Origin of the sequence: Klebsiella sp. 2680 (assembly GCF_900198535.1) — a bacterium.
Lineage (GTDB): Bacteria > Pseudomonadota > Gammaproteobacteria > Enterobacterales > Enterobacteriaceae > Klebsiella > Klebsiella indica.
Genome location: NZ_FZNJ01000004.1, coordinates 243,287 through 262,987, shown reverse-complemented (window position 1 = coordinate 262,987; position 19,701 = coordinate 243,287). Strand labels below are relative to the sequence as shown.

The following is a 19,701-nucleotide window of genomic DNA, read 5'->3' as shown; positions in this document are numbered from 1 at the left end:
TCAGGGAAAATTGACGTGTTCGATTTTTTTATCGTTCCGTGCGGTTTTTTCGCTGTTCTCTGCCGTTTTTACTGATTATCAATAAATTAAACGTATGTAATATGTTCGCGGCGTTGCACATAATTTGTTTCACTCGCCAGTTACGAGTAGACTTCGAGCCCTTGTTTCAAATCGGAGAAAGTACCATGAGCGAAACGGCAAGCTGGCAGCCGAGCGCATCCATTCCTAATCTGTTAAAACGTGCCGCGGTGATGGCGGAAATTCGCCGTTTCTTTACCGATCGCGGCGTGCTGGAGGTGGAGACGCCTTGCATGAGTCAGGCGACGGTGACGGATATCCATATGGTCCCGTTTGAAACCCGTTTCGTTGGCCCCGGCCATTCCCAGGGGTTGAATTTGTATCTGATGACCAGTCCTGAATACCATATGAAGCGCCTGCTGGCAGCCGGTTGCGGCCCGGTGTTTCAGCTATGTCGCAGCTTCCGCAATGAAGAGATGGGGCGTCATCATAACCCGGAATTCACCATGCTGGAGTGGTATCGCCCCTGCTATGACATGTATCGACTGATGAATGAAGTCGACGATCTGCTGCAGCAGGTTCTGGAATGCCAGCCTGCGGAAAGCCTCTCCTACCAGCAGGCATTCCAGCGGTACCTGGAAGTAGACCCGTTGTCAGCAGATAAAGCGCAGTTGCGGGAGGTGGCGGCGAAACTGGATTTGAGCAATATCGCCGATACGGAAGACGACAGGGATACGCTGCTACAGTTGCTCTTTACAATGGGCGTTGAGCCGCATATTGGCAAAGATCGTCCGACATTTGTCTATCACTTTCCGGCAAGCCAGGCGTCGTTGGCGCAAATCAGCACTGAAGATCACCGTGTGGCAGAGCGTTTTGAGGTCTATTACAAGGGCATTGAGCTGGCGAATGGCTTCCACGAACTGACTGATGCGGGCGAGCAACGGCAGCGTTTTGAGCAGGATAACCGTAAGCGGGCGGCTCGTGGCCTGCCTCAGCAGCCGATTGATTATAACCTGCTGGCGGCGCTGGAAGCCGGTCTGCCGGATTGCTCCGGTGTGGCATTGGGGGTGGATCGCGTGGTGATGCTGGCGCTGGGCGCGGAAAGTATCGGCGAGGTAATGTCTTTTACCGTTGACCGGGCCTGATATTTAGCCCATTTCCCTTTTCTTATCCCATTTCCCTTTTCGCCGCGGACAGGCGGTTTTGCGAGAGAGACCGGCGGTCTCTCTGTTCAATTAGCCGATTCACACTTACAGGCTGCCGGCGGTGCGACTGGTTTTCCCCGCTGATGTCAGCGTTCTGCTGCTTTTCCTGCCATCAATGCTTTCCAGACGCATCTGAAACGGCGGGAATGGCATATCGATCCCGTGCTCACGGAAGCCGGCCAGAATCAACTGGTGCATCTCGTGACGCAACGGCATACGGTGTCCCATCTCCGCGGCGAAAATACGCAGCTCGAAAATCTGTATCCCCTGCTGCAGGTCAACGAGGAAAGCTTCCGGCGCTGGCGTATCAATAACTAACGAACAGCGATGCGCGGCGGTTAACAGGATCTGCGATACCTCTTCCGTATTGGCATCTACCGGCGCAGGCACCGTTAATACCACGCGGGTGACGGAATCCGACAACGACCAGTTGATGAACTGCTCGGTGATGAACGCCTTGTTCGGCACAATAATCTCTTTGCGGTCCCAGTCGCTGATGGTGGTGGCGCGCGTATTAATACGCGTGACGCTGCCGGTGAGATCGCGGATGGTGACCGTATCGCCAATGCGTATCGGTTTCTCAAACAGAATAATCAGGCCGGAGATAAAGTTGGCGAAGATCTCCTGTAAACCAAAACCCAGTCCGACGCCGAGAGCGGCGATGAGCCACTGGAGCTTCGACCATTCGATGCCAATCATCGAAAAACCGACCAGGCCGCCGATCAGCATCAACAGATATTTGGTAATGGTGGTAATGGCATAGCCGGTGCCCGGCGTCAGATCCAGGTGCTGAAGGATTGCCAGCTCCAGCAGCGCGGGCAAGTTACGCACCAGTTGTGTCGTGATAATCAGCACCAGGATGGCAATAAGCACCGCGCCGAGGGTAATCGGCTCCAGACTTTCTACCCCCTGGGCGGTTGAGGTGACGTCCCACAGCGAGATGTTTTCCAGGAAAGCAAACGCAGAGTGGATTTCCGACCACAGTACAATGACCGACACCAGCGCGATCAGCATCAGCAGAGAGCGCACCAGACGTAATGACTGAGTGCTAATGGCATCAAGATCGATTTCGCTGACCTCAGCCTCCATTGAACCTTCCAAACTGCTGGCGTGCTGAACCTCTTCTTCGCCGCGGGCGCGTTGGGCGAGGATCTCTGCCCGCCGGTGCTTTGCGCGATCGAACGCCAGGCGACGGCGCTGAATTAACATCCAGCGGCGAATGATGTGATAAACCACCAGCAGCAGGAACCAGATGGCGACCGAGGTTTCCAGCCTGGCCAGCAGCGCCTGAGACGTGGCGAGGTAACCGACCGCCGCCGCCAGCATTGCTACCAGCGGCGCGCCGAGCAGCATATTCCACAGCAGCCGGTTAACCATATTGTCGCCGCTACCTTCTTTGTCGAGGTACAGCGGTATCCCGGCGCGCTTCAGGCTCAGGGTGACCACCGCCAGCGCGCCGCAAATCAGCATAAAGCAGAGGCGGCCCAGCGAGGCGGAAAACTCGCGATCGTTAAGGTTATCGAAGGTGATCAGCGCCATGATCAGCGGCACAATCAGCCCGATACTCATCAGGTAGTAGCGCATCGCTCTGCTGACGCGATTGCGCGGCCAGCCAAAGTGAGCGATGAACAGGCCGTCAGGACGGGCGAAGGTGGCGCAAATCATCACCACCCACAGCAGCGGCACGGTGGCGGTGACGCTATCGCCAATGGCGACGGCCAACGGATACGGCCAGGCGGCCTGCAGGCCGTAACCCAGCGTCATCCACAGGACCGGTAGCGGCGAAGCCACCAGTATCGACCAGAAAACGGTGCGTAAGGTGAGCCAGAAGTGATCCTGAGTAACCTTACCGACGCGGGCGCTGGAGCGCTCAAGAAAGCGCGTGAAGTGGCGACGAGAGCTGATACTGAACCCGACCAGGATCAGCGCGCCGAAGAGCGGCAGGAGCGTCTCTTTGCTGGTCAGCATCATGATGCTGGCTTTACCGAGCTGGCTCATGGTATCGAGCGAAATCAGCCGACGTAAATCCTGAACGATTTCCAGCGGCCATGAAAAACCGACAGGGCTGACGTCTGAGGTCCAGAACAGATACCGGTGGGTGGCTTCGTTGATCTCTTTAAGCGCGTCCTCCAGTTGGCCGTTGGCAACCTTCAGCTTGGTCAGTTCAAGCATCAATGTATCGCCGCCGCGCAGCAGCGAGTTAAGCAACTCGGTTTGCGTGCGCATCTGGGCCTGCAGAATACGGTTCTGCTCGCGGGTAAGCGGTTGACCATCGGCCTGACGAATTTGCCTTAACTGTGATTGCTTGTTGAGCTGATCTTCATAGCGCAGGCGCTGTACGCGAAGCTGCGCCATTTCGGTGTCCAGTTGCTGCGGGCGCGGTGTATCTGGCAGTCGGGCGACCTGAGCCCGTAAGGCTTCGCCAAGCAGATTGGAAGAGCCCAGCCACTGCGCCTGCTCGCGTAAGGTGTTTAGCGCCTGACGCACCTGCAGGGTCTGGTTGCTGGCCTGGCGCTGCTGAGAGGCGATCAGATCCATGCGTTGAGCCTGTTGATTCAGCGCCTGTGAAAGCTCCCGGTTGACTTTGAACTGGTTCACGATGTCGGGCGGCAGATTTTCGCTGTTTTCCGCCAGAAGCTCAGTACTTTCCAGCGCTTTTTCCGCTTCGCGCTGTCGCTGGCTGTTAAGCTGATTACGCAGCGCCTGCAGCCGGGCGTCAAGCTGTTCGCTCTCTTTCTGCGCCAGCTCTGCGCGCAGCCGTGACAGCTCCTGACGGTTATTGGCGGAAAGCTGCGCCAGATCCAGTTCATCGACCAGGGCTTTGAGCCGCGCGGACTCCGCCTGCAGGCCGAGGTTTTGCGCCTGTGCCAGCGGCGTATTGCTGTTTTGCGCGCCGATTCGGCGTTCTACCTCGTTCAACTGACGACGGGCATCGCTCTGCTGCTGCGGTAGCTGATTGAGCGAGTCGGCGATGTCACGCGCGCGATCCTGCTCCTGCTGGGCCGTGCGGCTGACTTCCAGTAGCTGGCTGCTGACCTGAAGAATCTCCTGGTTCAGCGCCTCTGAGGAGAGGGTGGTGGCGATCTGAGGCGGCTCATCGCTCAGATTATTGAGCTGCGTGCGTAAGGTTTGCGAGAGTTTCGGAAAGTTATCGATAACCTGCTGATACTGGCGAGCGCGTTCAAGGGAAGCATTACGCTCGTCAAGCGCATTCAGGGCGGATTGCAGAACCTCAACGGTTTCAGGCTGGGCGGGCTTCGCCGCCTTTGCCTGTTCCAGTTCCTGAGCGATATGTTTAGCATCCGGGGCGGTCGCAGCGTACGCCCCAAAACTGAGGCTCAAGGCCAACAGGAAAGTGTATATCAGGCGCACGGCGTAACCTTTTTTCTCAGGAATTAACCTTCGTCTTGTTTATCGTCAACCAACGGGCTGGCCGCGTGTTCGGCGCGGACTTCCTCTTCCGACAGCGGAGCCGGTTGGTCCTGGGGAGCGGCTTCAGGGGCGATTGCCAGCGGCTGGCCAATTTTGGTGACTGACAGGCTTTGTAATTGCTCAACCCATTTAACCTGACCCGGCGCAAACAGGTTAATCACGGTTGAACCGAGCTTGAAGCGGCCCATCTCCTGGCCTTTAAGCAGGGCGACGGAACCTTCATTATCGCCAGCAGGCCAGGTCCAGCGTTTAATAATCCCTTCACGCGGCGGCGTGACGGTGCCGGACCATACGGTTTCAATGCTGCCGACGATGGTTGCGCCCACCAGGATCTGTGCCATGGGGCCAAATTCAGTATCAAACAGGCAGATGACGCGTTCGTTGCGGGCAAAAAGATTTGGCACGTTTTGCGCGGTCAGGTGGTTTACAGAGAACAGATCGCCCGGCACGTAGATCATTTCGCGCAGAATGCCGTTACACGGCATATGTACGCGGTGGTAGTCGCGCGGTGAAAGATAGGTTGTGACGAAGCGTCCATGACGGAACAGATCGGCCATCTGGTAATTACCGGCCAGTAGCGCTTCCAGGCTGTAGTTGTGGCCTTTGGCCTGCAGAATTTTGTCGTCTTCGATGGTGCCAAGCTGACTGATCACACCGTCGGCTGGCATCACCAGAACGCCAGGATCGGTGTTTAGCGGGCGGACGTCGTCGCGCAGCGGACGGACGAAGAAATCGTTAAAGGTGCGGTAGCTGGCGGTATCAGGCTTCTGCGCCTCCTTCATATCGACCTTGTAGTATTTCACGAACAGGTCGATGACCAGTTTTGTCAGCCAGCCTGCTCGCTTGCGCGCTCCCCAGCCTGCGAGGCGGGTGAGCCATAGTTTCGGCAGAATGTATTGCAGTGAAAGTTTAAGATCGTTTAACAAGGTAGCCTCCAGGCCATGATTTATCGTTCCTGACCTCACCTGTTAGCGAGAGGTCTGAAAAAAAGGGGGACGATTCTAACGGTGCCCAGCTTAAATGTCAGTCATCGGTTGATGAAAAGCTTTTACGCGTTTTTACCTGCACCTGCGCCATGCTTTCCAGAATACGGTGGTAGTTTTCAAACCGGCTCTCGGCGATTTCGCCGTTTTCTACCGCCTGGCGAATGGCACAGCCTGGGTCCGTGTCATGTTTGCAGTCGCGATATTTGCAACGGCCTAAATAATCATGGAATTCGACAAAACCGTGGGTGATTTGTTCCGCGTCGAGGTGCCACAAGCCAAACTCGCGCACGCCAGGAGAGTCAATCACATCGCCGCCGTGCGGGAAGTGATACAGGCGGGCGGCGGTGGTGGTGTGCTGGCCAAGACCGGACACATCAGAAACGTCATTAGTGAGAATTTGATCGTCCCGCAGACCCAACAGCGCATTCAGCAGGCTGGATTTACCGACCCCGGACTGCCCGGCAAAAATACTGATACGCTCGGTGAGCGCCTCTTCAAGCGGCTTCAGGCCATCCTGAGTACGGCTGGAGACCATCAATACGCGATAGCCAATATCGCGATAAATGTCCATTTGCGCGTTGACAAAGTCCATACCTTCCTGATCCAGCAAATCGATCTTATTGAGCACGATCAGCGGCTCAACGTTCAACGTTTCGCAGGCGACGAGATAGCGATCGATAATATTCGGCGATAGTTCAGGCAAAATCGCCGAAACAATAACAATCTGATCGATATTGGCGGCAATGGGTTTAACGCCGTCATAGAAATCCGGACGCGTCAGGACGGAAGTCCGCTCATGCACGGCTTCGACGATACCTTTCACATTCACGCCTTCCGCCGCGCTTTTGCCTGGCCGCCAGACGACGCGATCGCCGGTAACCAGCGAACGAATGGTGCGACGAATATTGCAACGGTGGACGCTGCCGTCGGCGGATTCAACATCGGCATGCATACCAAAGCGGCTAATGACGATACCTTCGGCTTTCTCACCGAACAGATTGTCATCAAAATCGGCCTTCTCCGAAGTCGTTTTCAGGCGGCGCTGGTGATTGGCCTTTACGCGGCGCTGCTGGCCTTTGGAGAGTTTATTTTTACTCAATCGGACTGGCTCCTGGTCGCCCTGTAGGGGCAAAACATCTATGATACACGCTATTTTAGATGAATATATACCCGTCATCCTTCAAGTTGCCTCGGTATTGGCTGCGGATTACTCGGCTCATCCATGCTCTCACCGGAGGCCGACTTTTGGCTGGTCAAGTTCGTTTCTGACGAATGTGTCGCTCGCTTGCCGCTTTGATGCGACTTGAATTATTTAGGGTATAGTCACGTGAGAAGGGTGGAAAATAACATGAGTGCAGATGAAAACAACCTGATTTGGATCGATCTTGAAATGACGGGGCTGGATCCGGAACGCGATCGCATCATTGAGATCGCCACCCTGGTGACTGATGCAAACCTGAATATTCTGGCGGAAGGGCCGACAATTGCGGTACATCAGTCGGAGGCGCAGCTGGCGCTGATGGATGAGTGGAACGTGCGTACCCATACCGGTAGTGGACTGGTGGCGCGGGTGAAAGCGAGTACGCAGGGCGAGCGTGAAGCGGAGCTGGAGACAATCGCATTTCTCAAACAGTGGGTGCCGGCGGGTAAGTCGCCGATTTGCGGTAACAGCATCGGCCAGGACCGGCGCTTTTTGTTTAAATATATGCCAGAGCTGGAAGCCTACTTCCACTATCGGTATCTGGACGTCAGCACGCTGAAAGAGCTGGCCCGTCGCTGGAAGCCGGAAATCCTCGACGGTTTTAAGAAACAGGGAACACACCAGGCGATGGACGATATTCGCGAGTCGGTCGCGGAACTGGCCTACTACCGCGAGCACTTTATTAAGCTTTAATGGCCTGGCCGGGGGCACAAACGCTGAGGTATCCCCGGCTATTTAAACCATTTCTGTTCCATTTGCTGGAATTCCGCTGAGGCTTTGACCGTCTCCAGAGCGGCATTAAGGTTATTCAGCAGTTCAGGATCGTCTTTACGCACCGCGATGGCGATCTGCTTTCCGTAGTAGCCCGGGTCCGTCGCGCGTTGATCCATCATGGCGTAGCTTGGGTTATCCTCAAGCCATTTGCTCAGGGTTTCCTGATCGCCTATGACCCCGCTGATCGCACCTTCTTTCAGCGCGTTTAAGGCACTTTCGTCGCTCTCGTAAGGCACCGCATGAATGGCTTTTTGTTTATCCCGCAGATAGCGCTGATGAATCGTCCCTTTCACTACACCGAGCGTTTTATTTTGCAGATCGGCAAAGGTGTGGGCGGCATCCTTTGCGGTCACCACTACGCCGGATAGCGCCTGACGATAGGGGTGGCTAAAGGCAACCTGTTTTTCTCGCATCGGAAGCACTTCAATGCCGGCAATAATGGCGTCGAACTTCTTAAAGCGCAGCGCCGGTATCAGCGTATCGAACCGCTGGGCGGTAAATTTACATGTGGCCTGCAGCTGTCTGCACAGGGCATTGGCCAGGTCGATATCGAAACCTGTGGGCTGATTTTTACTGTTGACGGTTTCATACGGCGGATTGGCCGTTGTGGTCCCGAAATGTAGCGTTGTCGCCGCTGCTGTTCCTGCGGCAAATGTGGACAGTAGCAGGACGGTAAGCGCTTTGTTCATTTTATTTCCCGGATTGCCATCGTTGTTGACCGTTAGCGGGCGATATCCGCCTGTAAACCTGAGCGATTTTGCCCCTTTAGCGGAGCAGGAAAAAGTGATTTTGCTGAATGTGCTGATTATTCAGACAATTTAAACGCATATTTGATGATAAAGTGGGCACTTAAACTAAAAACGAAAAAAATTGCTCTCAGGGGGTTGCAGGTAAATCCAATTCTCGTATAATGCGCCTCCCGTGACGAAGCAGAAATGCGCATCACGGCACCATAGAAATATGCGGGAATAGCTCAGTTGGTAGAGCACGACCTTGCCAAGGTCGGGGTCGCGAGTTCGAGTCTCGTTTCCCGCTCCAAAAATTTGAAAGCACCATCCTGATGACAGGATTTCAGGTTGCGGTAAAGTAGTTAACGCAGAAGCAGCTTGAAAGACGAAGATTAAGCGGGAATAGCTCAGTTGGTAGAGCACGACCTTGCCAAGGTCGGGGTCGCGAGTTCGAGTCTCGTTTCCCGCTCCAGATTTTGATTTACAGATAGCCGCAGTTATCTGTAAGTCTATGAAAAAGGACCTTCGGGTCCTTTTTTCGTTCCAGCGCATCCCACAAAAATTTCCCCACTCCCGGACTTTTTCGTCTGTTTTTAGTCCATCGTCTGCACGCAGTACCTCCCAAACCGGCCGAGCTTCCTGGCGTTGATGTTGTCTCTGATTTGCAACGTAAGAGAATGCGGATGATTGAGGTCTTTGAGGCGCCCTACAACTAACCGGTTGTGCCGTTTTCCCGGTTGGCGGGCAAGTACAGGGATAAAATCAATCGTGGTCAACCAATCCTTAACTGAACGGCATTACAGGCGGGATTTCCCGGCTGGCGCCGCCCGCCGCCCTGAGAAGTGAGCTTTTTACCCCAGAAGGGGATTAGCATCTGTTGCGGAAAACATCTTGCCCGCCTGGTGAAACTGAATGCGGGTCGCATGGTAATAAGTGTTATCGGTTATGTCCTGTCTCCGCGTATGATTGGCACCACGAAAAGCAACTTGTTATTCGAGACCCTTTCTCAGCTACGCAAGATGGGGATAGATATCTCTGTGCCGCAGACGGCCATTATCAGAAATACCTGGCCTGAGAAGGTGTCACCTGGAATATCACTATGCAAATTGAACCATTACCGCCGCTTAATACCTTGATTGCTTTTGAGTGTGTCGCGCGCTACGGGAATATCTCACGGGCGTGCCTTGAATTGAATCTGACGCAAAGCGCCATTAGCCGACAGATAATCCAGCTCGAAGAGATGCTTGGCTGCAAATTGTTCCTGCGCACGCAGCGTCGGGTGTTGCTGACGCCGCGTGGCGAGGCTTACGTCGCCCAGGTGCGGACACAACTGGCGGCGCTTTCCCAGGCGACGGCGGAAGTGATGGGCTGGAATGGTCAGCCCCTGGTGACTATCGCCTGTACCAGCGCGATGAGCTCTCTGTGGTTATCTCCCCGGTTAGCGGCGCTACATCGCCAGTTGCCGGACCTGCAAGTGCGGATGCGCATTTCCGATAGTTTTGCCGATTTGCGTACTTCCGAGTTTGACCTTGCGATTTTTTATCTCCGTGAACCCCCGCCAGGGCTGGAGTCGACCGTATTATTTGACGAAATCTGTTACCCCATGTGTGCGCCGGACTATCTGGCGAAAATGGGGCCGCTCGACTCCGCCGCAGATTTATTGCGATTTACGCTGCTGGTTCAGGACGACCCGCAACGGGAATGGACTGGCTGGCGCGAATGGTTCGAGTCCCAGCAAGTGCCTGGTTTTTTCCCCCGCCAGTGCTGGCGGGCCAATAACTACCCTTTTCTGGTGCAGGCGGCGGTTCAGGGGGATGGCATTCTGCTGGGATGGGAAGGATTAGTACAAGACCAGATTACCCGCGGGGAACTGGTCCCCGCCTGGCCTGGCAAACTGGGCGCGGCGGGGAAATGTTTCCTGATGACTCCGAAAGAGCGTTATCTCAAGCCGGTTATTCGCCAGGTGATTAACGCGTTATATCAGTCGCGTTAAACCCCTTGTTTTATCTGTCAGGAATCATTCCGCTGAGATAAATAAACCCCTGATAGCGTAGTGGAAATATCATTACTTTCTTATATGTCCACGCGGGCAGTAAAAGCATTTAATTATAATGATAGACTTTTGTTTATTAAGGTTATTCATTATCCGGTAGTTTTTTTATCCTTGACTATGCTGCGTCTTCTGCGTGAAGTATGCATACCAATAAGGGTGAAAATTAACCACATGCTTTGTGAAATTGCCGCGGCAAGATTAAAATCATGGCTGAGGGAATAAAGTCCGCATACCCCGCCAATAATATTCAGAATGGCATAAATGTCAGAATCTATCTGTAGATTACGCATTTGTACTAATGCATAGGCTAACAGGTAGCAGAATACCCCAATTAACCCGACGACCGTATGTAATTCCACCGGACCTAATTCCTTTTGTATAAATCATTACGATGAAAATAACGTTTTCAGGGGTGTTCTGCCGCCTGTTTTTTGCATAGTCTGATACGAAAAATTCATGCATTAGTCATAAAACATTTTGATATAAATCATAATTGCGACACTCCACGATGCAGAGGAGATGCGTAAAGCAGACTGATAACTCACGGAGAAAAATAAATGAAAGAGAGTCACTCCCATTGGCAGGAATTATTTCAACAGGGGCGTCTGAGCCGCCGGTCTTTTATCACCGGCGCCGCAGCACTGGGGATTGGTAGTTCGTTTTCTCTTTCTCCTCTGAATGTTTTTGCCGCCGATGCCGTTCCAAAAAAAGGCGGCACGCTGAAACTGGGGATGTCCGGCGGGAATACCAGCGATACGCTGGACCCACGTCTGTTTACCGACTGGGTGCCTTTAAACCAGGCTTATATGCTGATGAATGGCCTGGTGGAAATTGATGAACATAACCAGGCGGTGCCGGAACTGCTGGAAAGCTGGGAAGCCAAACCGGGCGCGAAAGAGTGGGTGTTTAAAGTACGTAAAGATGTGACATTCCATAATGGTAAAACACTCGATGCGGATGACATTCTCTGGTCTATCAATTTACACCGTGGCGACCAGTCGCGCAGCGCCATTAAAACGCAACTGGACAGCATTGTTAACCTGGTGAAATCCGCACCGGACGAAATTACGCTCACCCTGGATAGCGGCAATGCCGACTTGCCTTATCTGCTGGCGGATTACCACCTGCTGGTGGTGCCCAATGGTTTTAATGATTGGTCGCACCCGATTGGCACCGGCCCGTTTGTGTTCGGCCAGTACCAGCCAGGGGTACGTTCGTTATTCCAGCGCAACCCCCATTACTGGAAGCCGAACCGCGCGTTTGTCGACGCGGTGGAAGTGCTGGTCATCAACGACGCCACCGCGCGAACCAATGCGTTGATCTCAGGCCAGGTGCACGCCATCAACCGTGTGGACTTCAAAACAGTCGATTTCCTCAAACGTAGCCCTGCGTTGAATATCGTGCGCTCGTCCGGCGGGCAGCATTTCACCTTCCTGATGGATTGCCGCACCCCGACATTCAGCAACAATGATGTGCGTCTGGCGATTAAGTACGGCATCGATCGCGAAAAAATTCTGTCAACCATCCTGCGCGGCTACGGCCAGTTGGGCAACGATCACCCCATTCCGAAAACCGATCGTTTCTTTAATCACGCGCTGGAACAACGGGTGTACGACCCGGACAAAGCACGTTTCCACCTGAAAAAAGCCGGAATGGATAGTCTGGCCGTGGAGCTGTCTTCATCGGATGCGGCATTTGCCGGGGCGCTGGATGCGGCGGCTCTGTTCCAGGATCAGGCGAAAAAAGGAGGGATTCAGGTCAGCATCAAACGCCAGCCCGCGGACAGCTACTGGGACGATGTCTGGATGAAAGCGCCATTCTGTATGGGGTACTGGGGTGGGCGGCCTACCGCCGACCAGATGTTCTCCACCGCCTGGCAATCCACGGCGAAGTGGAACGACACCCACTGGAAAAATGAAAAATTCGACGCATTGCTGCTCCAGGCGCGCTCGTTGCTGGATGACCGCAAACGCGCGGAAATTTATGGTGAGCTACAAAGCATTGCCCGTGACGACGGAGGGGCGATGATCCCCCTGTTTGGTGATTATCTGGATGCCGCCAGCAAGAAGGTCGGCGGTATCGCACCGCATCCATTGTTTAACTTTATGGGTGGCCGCCTTGCGGAACGGGTCTGGCTGGAGGCGTGATGAAAAAGCTGATAATCCAGCGTTTGTTGCTGGGGATCGTAACCTTGTGGCTGGTATCAATGCTGATTTTCCTCGGCACCGAATTATTGCCGGGAGATATCGCCAGCGCGTTGTTGGGGCAAAACGGTACTCCGGAAACCATCGCGGCGCTCCGCAGCCAGTTAGGGCTGGATCAACCCGCCGCATGGCGTTACCTCCAGTGGCTGGGCGGGGTGTTGCACGGCGATTTGGGGGTGTCACTGGCGAATAATGAGCCTGTCAGCGCAGTGTTACTGCCGCGTCTGGAGAATACCCTGTTCCTGGCCGGGTATGCGGCGGTGGTGGCTATCCCGTTAGCTATGGTGCTGGGGATAGCCTCGGCTATCTGGCGCGATTCCTGGTTTGATCGTCTGGCTAATAATCTGACGTTGCTGAGTATTTCGGTACCGGAGTTTTTTGTCGGCTACCTGCTGGTGATGTTCTTTGCTATCCATTTCGCGTGGTTTCCCAGCCTGGCGACAGTCGCCCCAGGAGTGAGCTTCGGCCAGCGTTTGTACACCTGCACATTGCCGATGCTCACGCTGGTACTGGTGGTGCTGGCGCATATGCTGCGCATGACGCGAGCGTCGGTCGGGGCGGTCATGTCCAGCAGCTATATCGAAACCGCGTTGCTCAAAGGGCTGCCCAAATGGCGCATTGTTCTCAGCCATGCCTTGCCCAATGCGCTGGCGCCCATTATTAACGTTATCGCGTTTAACCTGGCTTATTTGATAGTAGGGGTCATTTTGGTGGAAGTGGTGTTTGTCTACCCGGGGGTGGGTCAGTACATGGTGGATGCCGTTACCCGGCGCGACCTGCCGGTAGTGCAGGCGTGTGGACTGATTTTCGGCGGCACCTATATTATCCTGAATATGCTGGCGGATTTGTTGGCTATCTGGTGTAACCCTCGTTTACGTCACGCGAGGTCTTCATGAACAGAGTGAGACAATGGCGTATACCGCTGTCGGCTATGCTGGGGTTGGCGATTATTGGCGTGAACCTGGTCGCCGCGTTGTTCGCGCCCTGGATCGCGCCGCACAGTGAAACCGCGCAGGTGGGTGATGTCTGGATGCAGTCGGCGGCGGGTTTGCCGTTTGGCACGGACAGCCTGGGGCGCGATATGCTTTCCCGCCTGTTGTTTGGCGCGCGCACCACTATTTCTATCGCGCTGATCATCACATTTTGCTCGTTTCTGCTGGGGATTATCACCGGTTTTACGGCCGCGATTTATGGCCGTTGGGTGGATGTCTTGCTGACGCGTATCGTCGATACCCTGATGTCTATTCCGGTGCTTATCCTGGCGTTGATTGTGTTGTCGGTGCTCGGCACCTCCATTCCGGTCCTGGTGGCGACCATCGCCTTGCTGGACGCGACCCGTGTGTTCCGCCTGGCGCGCCTGGTTGCCCAGGACATTGTGTGCCAGGAATATGTCGAAGTCGCTCGCCTGCGCGGGGAGGGGATTGGCTGGGTACTGCGTAAAGAGATCCTGCCCAACGCGATTCCCCCGTTACTGGCGGAATTCGGCATGCGTTTTTGCTTTACGTTTTTGTTTATCGCGGGCTTGAGCTTCCTGGGGCTGGGCATTCAACCGCCTTATGCCGACTGGGGCAGTATGGTGCGCGACAACGCGCAGGCGATTAACTTCGGCCTGTTGGCGCCCCTTTATCCGGCGGCGGCTATCGCGTTGCTGACCATTGGCGTAAATCTGGTCGTGGACTGGCTGTTAACCCGCCAGCACCTTTCTGTCGGGGGGGAATTATGACGCAACCTGTTCTTGAGATGCGCCAGTTGCGTATCGAAACGTACGAAGGCTTACCGCTGGTGCAGGACATTTCCCTGACGCTGCTTCCTGGCGAGGTTCTGGGGCTAATTGGCGAATCTGGCGCGGGGAAATCCACCATCGGCCTCGCGGCGTTGGGATACGCGCGCCCCGGTTGCCGGTTCGGCGGTGGGGAAGTCTGCATCAATGGCACCGATCTGCTGGGGCTGTCTTCCGCGCAAAAACGCGATTTTCGCGGCAAACGCGTGGCTTATGTAGCGCAGAGCGCGGCGGCGGCATTTAATCCCTCGCTTACCATTGGCCAGCAGGTATGCGAAGGACCGGTACGCCATAAGCTGATGAGCAAAGAGGCGGCCCGGCAATGGGCGGTGACCTTGTTCCGGGCGCTGGATCTCCCGGACCCGGAAAATATTGGCAAACGTTATCCGCACCAGCTTTCCGGCGGGCAGCTCCAGCGCGCGATGGCGGCGATGGCGATGTCCTGCAAGCCCGATCTGTTGGTGATGGATGAACCGACCACCGCGCTGGACGTGACCACCCAGATTGAGGTACTGGTGATGCTGCGCAAACTGGTGCGTGAATTCCACACGGCGGCGCTGTATATCACCCATGACCTGGCGGTGGTGGCGCAAATCGCCGACCGCATTATGGTGTTGCGTCAGGGGCGGGAGGTGGAGTGTGGCACGGCCGGGCAAATCCTCCAGCAACCCCAGGAAGCCTACACACGCCAGTTGGTGAGTGAACGCACCCACCCGCTGGCGCCAGCCCAGGCGCAAACATCAGACCCGCAACCACTGCTGGCGCTGGAGCGGCTCAGTACCAGCTACAGCGGTAAAACCGTGGTGCATGACGTTTCCCTGAGCCTGACTCGGGGCGCGACGCTGGCGGTTATTGGCGAATCCGGTAGCGGCAAAAGCACCCTGGCCCGCGCATTGTGCGGCTTAAATAATGAAACTCAGGGCACGGTGCGCTTTCAGGGGGCCACGCTGGCGAATCACTACAAACAGCGCGATAAAGAAACGCTGCGCCGTATCCAGATGATTTATCAGTTGCCGGATATCGCGCTGAACCCGCGCCAGACGGTGCTGGAGATAATCGGCCGCCCGCTGGTGTTTTATTTCGGGTTCGACAAAAAACAGGTGCGCGCCAGGGTCGGGGAACTGCTGCGCCTGACGGAGTTGCCGGAAACCTTACTGGAACGCACGCCAGGCGCGTTATCCGGTGGCCAGAAACAACGCGTCTGTATTGCCCGTGCGCTGGCCGCCAACCCGGATCTGATCATTTGTGATGAAGTGACCTCGGCGCTGGACCCGCTGGTGGCGGAAGAGGTGCTGAATCTGTTGCGCCGCTTACAGGAGCAACTGGGGCTGTCCTATCTGTTTATCACCCACGACCTGAGCACCGTAAAACGCATCGCTCACCAGGTTGCCGTGATGTATCAGGGCAACATCGTCGCGCAGGGCGCGACCAGCGATGTCTTTAGCGCGCCGATGCACACTTACACTGAAAAACTGCTGACCTCGGTGCCTGAAATGCGTACCACCTGGCTGGATGATGTGCTGGGGAAGCGGGGCGGCAATAATTTACTGGCAGGCGCGTCATGAAAAAAATCCTTACCCACTTCCCTTATTCGGTCACAGTCAGTGAACACGTGTGGATCCCGCTGGCCGATGGCACCCGGCTGGCCGCGCGGATGTGGCTCCCCGACAGCCCACAACCCGTGGCGGCGATTCTGGAATATATCCCGTACCGCAAACGGGATGGTACCCGTACCCGCGATGAACCCATGCACGGGTATTTCGCGGGCCATGGGTACGCCGTGTTGCGCGTGGATATGCGCGGTAGCGGCGAATCCGATGGTTTACTGGCTGATGAATATCTGCTTCAGGAGCAGGAAGACGCACTGGAAGTTATCGACTGGATAAGCCGCCAGTCCTGGTGCAGCGGGGCGGTGGGCATGATGGGCAAATCCTGGGGCGGGTTTAATTGCCTGCAACTGGCGGCACGTCGCCCGCCGGCGCTGAAAGCGATCATTACGGTGTGCTCCACGGATGACCGTTATAACGACGATATCCACTACAAAGGCGGTTGCCTGCTGAACGACAACCTGTGGTGGGGCGGGATCATGCTGGCCTACCAGAGCCGCCCCCAGGACCCGGCGCTGGTGGGCGATAGCTGGTTCGATGCCTGGCGTGAGCGCCTGGAGAACATGCCTTTTTTCCCGGCGTTGTGGATGGAACACCCGCACAAAGACGCCTACTGGCGACATGGTTCCGTCGGGGAGGACTGGGCGGCGATTCAGTGCCCGGTCCTGGCGGTCGGTGGCTGGGCGGATTCCTACAGCAATGCGGTGTTTCGTCTGATGGATAATCTGACGGTGCCGCGTCGGGCGATAATCGGTCCCTGGGCCCATATCTATCCGCAGGACGGTACGCCCGCGCCAGCAATAGGTTTCCTTCAGGAAGCGGTGCGCTGGTGGAATCACTGGTTGAAGGGGGAAGACAACGACGCACTGGCAGGGCCGCGCCTCCAGGTCTGGCTGAATGACAGCCAGCCGCCTGCCGCCAGTCGCCCGACGGCGAGTGGCACATGGGTCGCCGTGGATTGCGACACCGCCGATGCCGCGCGTCAGATGGCCTGGTATCCCGCACATGGCCGCCTCGCGCTTCAGCCCGACGCACAGGCAGGCTGGCAGGCGATATGTTCCCCGCAAAGCCACGGACTGATGGGCGGCGAGTGGATGGGGGCGGGCGTTCTGGGGGAAAGTCCGCCGGACCAGCGTATCGACGACGGCCAGGCGACCTGTTTTGAGAGCGCACCGCTGGATGCTCCCCTGACTATTTATGGCTTCCCGCGTTTTCGGGTGGCGCTGCAGAGCGATAAACCGGCGGCCATGTTGTATGTCCGGTTGTCGGATGTCGCCCCGGACGGGGCGGTGACACGCATCACTCATGGTTGGGTCAATCTCTGTCATCATCAGGGGCAACACCAGGCGCAGGCATTAACGCCCGGGGAAACCATTGATGTTGAGGTGCAGTTAGATGGCATCGCCTGGCGGTTTGCCCCCGGACACCGGGTGCGTATCGCGCTGGCGACCACCTTCTGGCCTATGGTCTGGCCCATGCCGGAGGCGGCGACGCTGACGCTGGATCTCGCGCGGGCGGTGTTGCATCTGCCGGTGTGCGATAGTCTGGCTACGATCCCTGGCCCCAACCCGCATCCGGAAACGGCGCCGGATACTCCGCTGACGGTGTTAAGTCCAGGCCGGGTGGATCGCGAGTTGCATTATGATGTGGTGACGGATAGCTGGATCTGCGTCACGCAGGGCGTAGGTGGGGTATTCGGGGAAGGGGTGTATCGCTTTGATGATATCGACACCACGGTAGATCACAGCCTGCGCCGCGAGCTGACTATCTGCAACCAGGATCCATTGTCGGCCTGCTACCAGCTTACCCAGACGATGAAGATTGGCCGGGAAGGCTGGTGGACGCAGGCGGATGTCGCGTTGACGCTACGCGGCGACAAAGACGATTACCTGATTAGCGGGGAAATGACGGTCACGCACAACGATCAATCTGTCTGGCATCGTTGCTGGGAACAGCGCATTCCTCGTCAGTAATTAGCCGCTCTCCCGGTGGGATTTCCCGCGGGGAGAGCGGAAAATTTTTTTAACTCAACGAGTTAATGTGTGGATTTTCGTTTTGTTTCCCACTCCCGGCGTTTTTCGCTGATCCGCCAACGGATACCTGCCAGCACCTTTGACCGGGTTTACCGGATGATTCTCCGACAAACCCGGAAGGTACGGACGGTCAATCCCCCGTATCATTAAACGACGGGGTCAGGCCCGTTTGTTTATCATGGCTGCGTATTCCGCCAGGGGTTAGTCTCCGGACCAGTTACCATGTAGCGACATGCGTAAACGGAAGGGAATTTTGACTCTGGCCAGCGGACCCTGTACCCAGTGCGCAGTATCCATAATAAGTAGCTCAGAGGTGTGCGCCCGAAGGTCGTTCATGACGCACACAACCCATCCATCACCTTCTGGCGCATCTTTGCTGCGCGGGATAAAGGCTGGCTCCTGGAAACACTGCGCATCGCCTGGATACCACATTTCACTTTTCCCGGTGACAACATCAATACGCGCTAACTGGTTGAAAAACTGGAACGGAAGGGCGCCCAGCGTTGCCGAATCAAAGGGCAACTGCGGATCGTAGGCGAGCGTAAAACCATAACGATAAGGTTTGCCGTTATAGCGTTCGTCACAGCGTGGGAATTCGCAGGGGAAGGGCGTGGCCGTCAACAGTTGCGGCACAACATCATGGTCTTCGGCGTCCAGGTCGAATGTCCAGCGCATCAAGGCGGCTTTCAGGGATTCCGGCGGTGGGACGGCGCCATCGGCCTGAGGGAAAAAATAGAAGACGTTGCCGTTTGTGACCGGCATATCGACAAAAATTTTATTGCCCTCTTCATAAGCATTGAGCGTATGCCCCTGAAAGCCATTCACCGGCCCATAAAACCAGCGTATATCTTGCGCCGAGCCGTTACGCGGCAGGACACCGAAAAGCTGCGGCAGGTCAGGTTGCCACTGGAAGTGTTGCCCGCCTTTGCGCATACGTTCAAGATCTGCTGTCAACGGGATAATCGGGAAAATGACGTAATTTTGCGTGACGGCAAAGTCGTGGATCATGGCGGCATAGGGGGCCTGGAACCAGATTTCCCTGGTCAGCTCCCCGGTATCGCTGATTTCGAAATAGGCGATGTCCGGCGTGGCGTCGCCTTTGGCTTCATACGCAAAGCAGAGAAGCGCATCGTTATCCGGGTCCCGTTTGGGGTGTGCGGTAAAGGTCGCGGATTTAATCTGCCCGTTGAAATCCCATTCACCGATTGTTTCCAGTGTATCGGGGTTCAACGCCCAGGGCAGCGAGTCTTCCTTCATGGACAGCAGAATACCATTGTGTGTAATCACTGTGGTATTCGCCGTTGTATTATTCGAGGCCGCCAGGGGATCGTTGGTGTAGACGTTGCGATAAACCCCATTCAGGGAACGATGTTCGCGGCGTTGTGCTTTCAGGCGCTCGGTTTCGACATAGCGTCGTTTCAGGCTGACTTTCCCGCCTGTAAAGCGAAATGCGCTGACAATACCATCGCCGTTAAAGAAGATATCGTTGCCGAGCATGGGAGGATATTGCGGATCGGGAGCTACCTGATAGAAGGTGCCGTTGATGGCCTCCGGGATAGTGCCCTCCACCTCAAGGTCGACAATGCTGGCTTCCACGCGACTGGGTTTGTAAAGACCGGTGAATTCGGGTGTATCTGGAAATTGCAGGCTCATATATTACGCTCCATTAATCATGGTTAT

Annotated in this window: 14 protein-coding genes and 2 tRNA genes; 10 read left to right on the top strand and 6 right to left on the bottom strand. The window is 55.8% G+C overall.

Annotation, left to right across the window (positions count from 1 at the left end; all coding sequences use genetic code 11):
* The first annotated feature begins 185 nt into the window (after positions 1–185).
* Positions 186–1,163 (top strand): elongation factor P--(R)-beta-lysine ligase, encoded by a 978-nt coding sequence (epmA, locus tag FN037_RS18410; RefSeq protein ID WP_142502902.1) that lies wholly within the window; start codon positions 186–188, stop codon positions 1,161–1,163.
* A 105-nt stretch (positions 1,164–1,268) separates the two neighbouring features.
* Here epmA and mscM read toward each other — a convergent pair whose 3' ends face one another.
* The 3 genes from mscM to rsgA form a co-directional block, all read right to left on the bottom strand.
* Entirely contained in the window at positions 1,269–4,595 is a 3,327-nt protein-coding gene (mscM, locus tag FN037_RS18405) for a miniconductance mechanosensitive channel MscM (RefSeq protein ID WP_142502901.1), read from the bottom strand.
* Between the two features lie 23 nt (positions 4,596–4,618).
* Positions 4,619–5,581: an archaetidylserine decarboxylase gene (asd, locus tag FN037_RS18400; protein ID WP_142502900.1), complete on the bottom strand. Its 963-nt coding sequence runs from the start codon at positions 5,579–5,581 to the stop codon at positions 4,619–4,621.
* Between the two features lie 97 nt (positions 5,582–5,678).
* Positions 5,679–6,740, bottom strand: coding sequence for a small ribosomal subunit biogenesis GTPase RsgA (gene rsgA, locus FN037_RS18395; RefSeq protein ID WP_138358502.1), 1,062 nt, complete (start codon positions 6,738–6,740; stop codon positions 5,679–5,681).
* A gap of 249 nt (positions 6,741–6,989) precedes the next feature.
* Here rsgA and orn point away from each other — a divergent pair, with 249 nt between their 5' ends.
* The gene (orn, locus tag FN037_RS18385; RefSeq protein WP_138358504.1) at positions 6,990–7,535 is read left to right on the top strand and encodes an oligoribonuclease; all 546 of its coding nucleotides are present in this window, start codon (positions 6,990–6,992) and stop codon (positions 7,533–7,535) included.
* Between the two features lie 38 nt (positions 7,536–7,573).
* On the opposite strand, the gene FN037_RS18380 is transcribed toward orn, so the two are convergent.
* Complete coding sequence (locus tag FN037_RS18380; RefSeq protein WP_142502899.1) at positions 7,574–8,305, bottom strand: arginine ABC transporter substrate-binding protein; 732 nt, start codon at positions 8,303–8,305, stop codon at positions 7,574–7,576.
* A gap of 273 nt (positions 8,306–8,578) precedes the next feature.
* Here FN037_RS18380 and FN037_RS18375 point away from each other — a divergent pair.
* The 3 genes from FN037_RS18375 (at position 8,579) to FN037_RS18365 (ending at position 10,337) form a co-directional block, all read left to right on the top strand.
* Positions 8,579–8,654, top strand: a tRNA-Gly gene (locus tag FN037_RS18375).
* Positions 8,655–8,740: 86 nt separating this feature from the next.
* Positions 8,741–8,816 (top strand) — tRNA-Gly (locus FN037_RS18370).
* A 627-nt stretch (positions 8,817–9,443) separates the two neighbouring features.
* Positions 9,444–10,337: a LysR substrate-binding domain-containing protein gene (locus FN037_RS18365; protein ID WP_138358524.1), complete on the top strand. Its 894-nt coding sequence runs from the start codon at positions 9,444–9,446 to the stop codon at positions 10,335–10,337.
* A gap of 149 nt (positions 10,338–10,486) precedes the next feature.
* Here FN037_RS18365 and FN037_RS18360 read toward each other — a convergent pair whose 3' ends face one another.
* Positions 10,487–10,756: a CBU_0592 family membrane protein gene (locus FN037_RS18360; RefSeq protein ID WP_138358526.1), complete on the bottom strand. Its 270-nt coding sequence runs from the start codon at positions 10,754–10,756 to the stop codon at positions 10,487–10,489.
* 198 nt (positions 10,757–10,954) lie between these two features.
* Here FN037_RS18360 and FN037_RS18355 point away from each other — a divergent pair, with 198 nt between their 5' ends.
* The 5 genes from FN037_RS18355 to FN037_RS18335 are packed head-to-tail and all read left to right on the top strand — an operon-like array spanning position 10,955 to position 17,961.
* Positions 10,955–12,544, top strand: coding sequence for an ABC transporter substrate-binding protein (locus tag FN037_RS18355; protein WP_142502898.1), 1,590 nt, complete (start codon positions 10,955–10,957; stop codon positions 12,542–12,544).
* A complete protein-coding gene (locus FN037_RS18350) occupies positions 12,544–13,497 on the top strand; it encodes an ABC transporter permease (RefSeq protein WP_138358530.1) in 954 nt (317 codons plus the stop codon). Before FN037_RS18355 ends, FN037_RS18350 begins: the two co-directional genes overlap by 1 nt.
* Positions 13,494–14,324: an ABC transporter permease gene (locus tag FN037_RS18345; protein WP_138358532.1), complete on the top strand. Its 831-nt coding sequence runs from the start codon at positions 13,494–13,496 to the stop codon at positions 14,322–14,324. The genes FN037_RS18350 and FN037_RS18345 overlap by 4 nt, the downstream gene beginning before the upstream one ends.
* On the top strand, positions 14,321–15,946 hold the full coding sequence (locus FN037_RS18340; protein ID WP_142502897.1) for an ABC transporter ATP-binding protein: 1,626 nt from the start codon (positions 14,321–14,323) through the stop codon (positions 15,944–15,946). Before FN037_RS18345 ends, FN037_RS18340 begins: the two co-directional genes overlap by 4 nt.
* Positions 15,943–17,961 carry a CocE/NonD family hydrolase gene (locus FN037_RS18335; RefSeq protein ID WP_142502896.1) on the top strand — a complete coding sequence of 673 codons (2,019 nt, stop codon included), beginning with the start codon at positions 15,943–15,945 and terminating at the stop codon, positions 17,959–17,961. Before FN037_RS18340 ends, FN037_RS18335 begins: the two co-directional genes overlap by 4 nt.
* A gap of 261 nt (positions 17,962–18,222) precedes the next feature.
* Here FN037_RS18335 and FN037_RS18330 read toward each other — a convergent pair whose 3' ends face one another.
* Complete coding sequence (locus FN037_RS18330; protein ID WP_138358538.1) at positions 18,223–19,674, bottom strand: carotenoid oxygenase family protein; 1,452 nt, start codon at positions 19,672–19,674, stop codon at positions 18,223–18,225.
* Positions 19,675–19,701 lie beyond the last annotated feature (27 nt).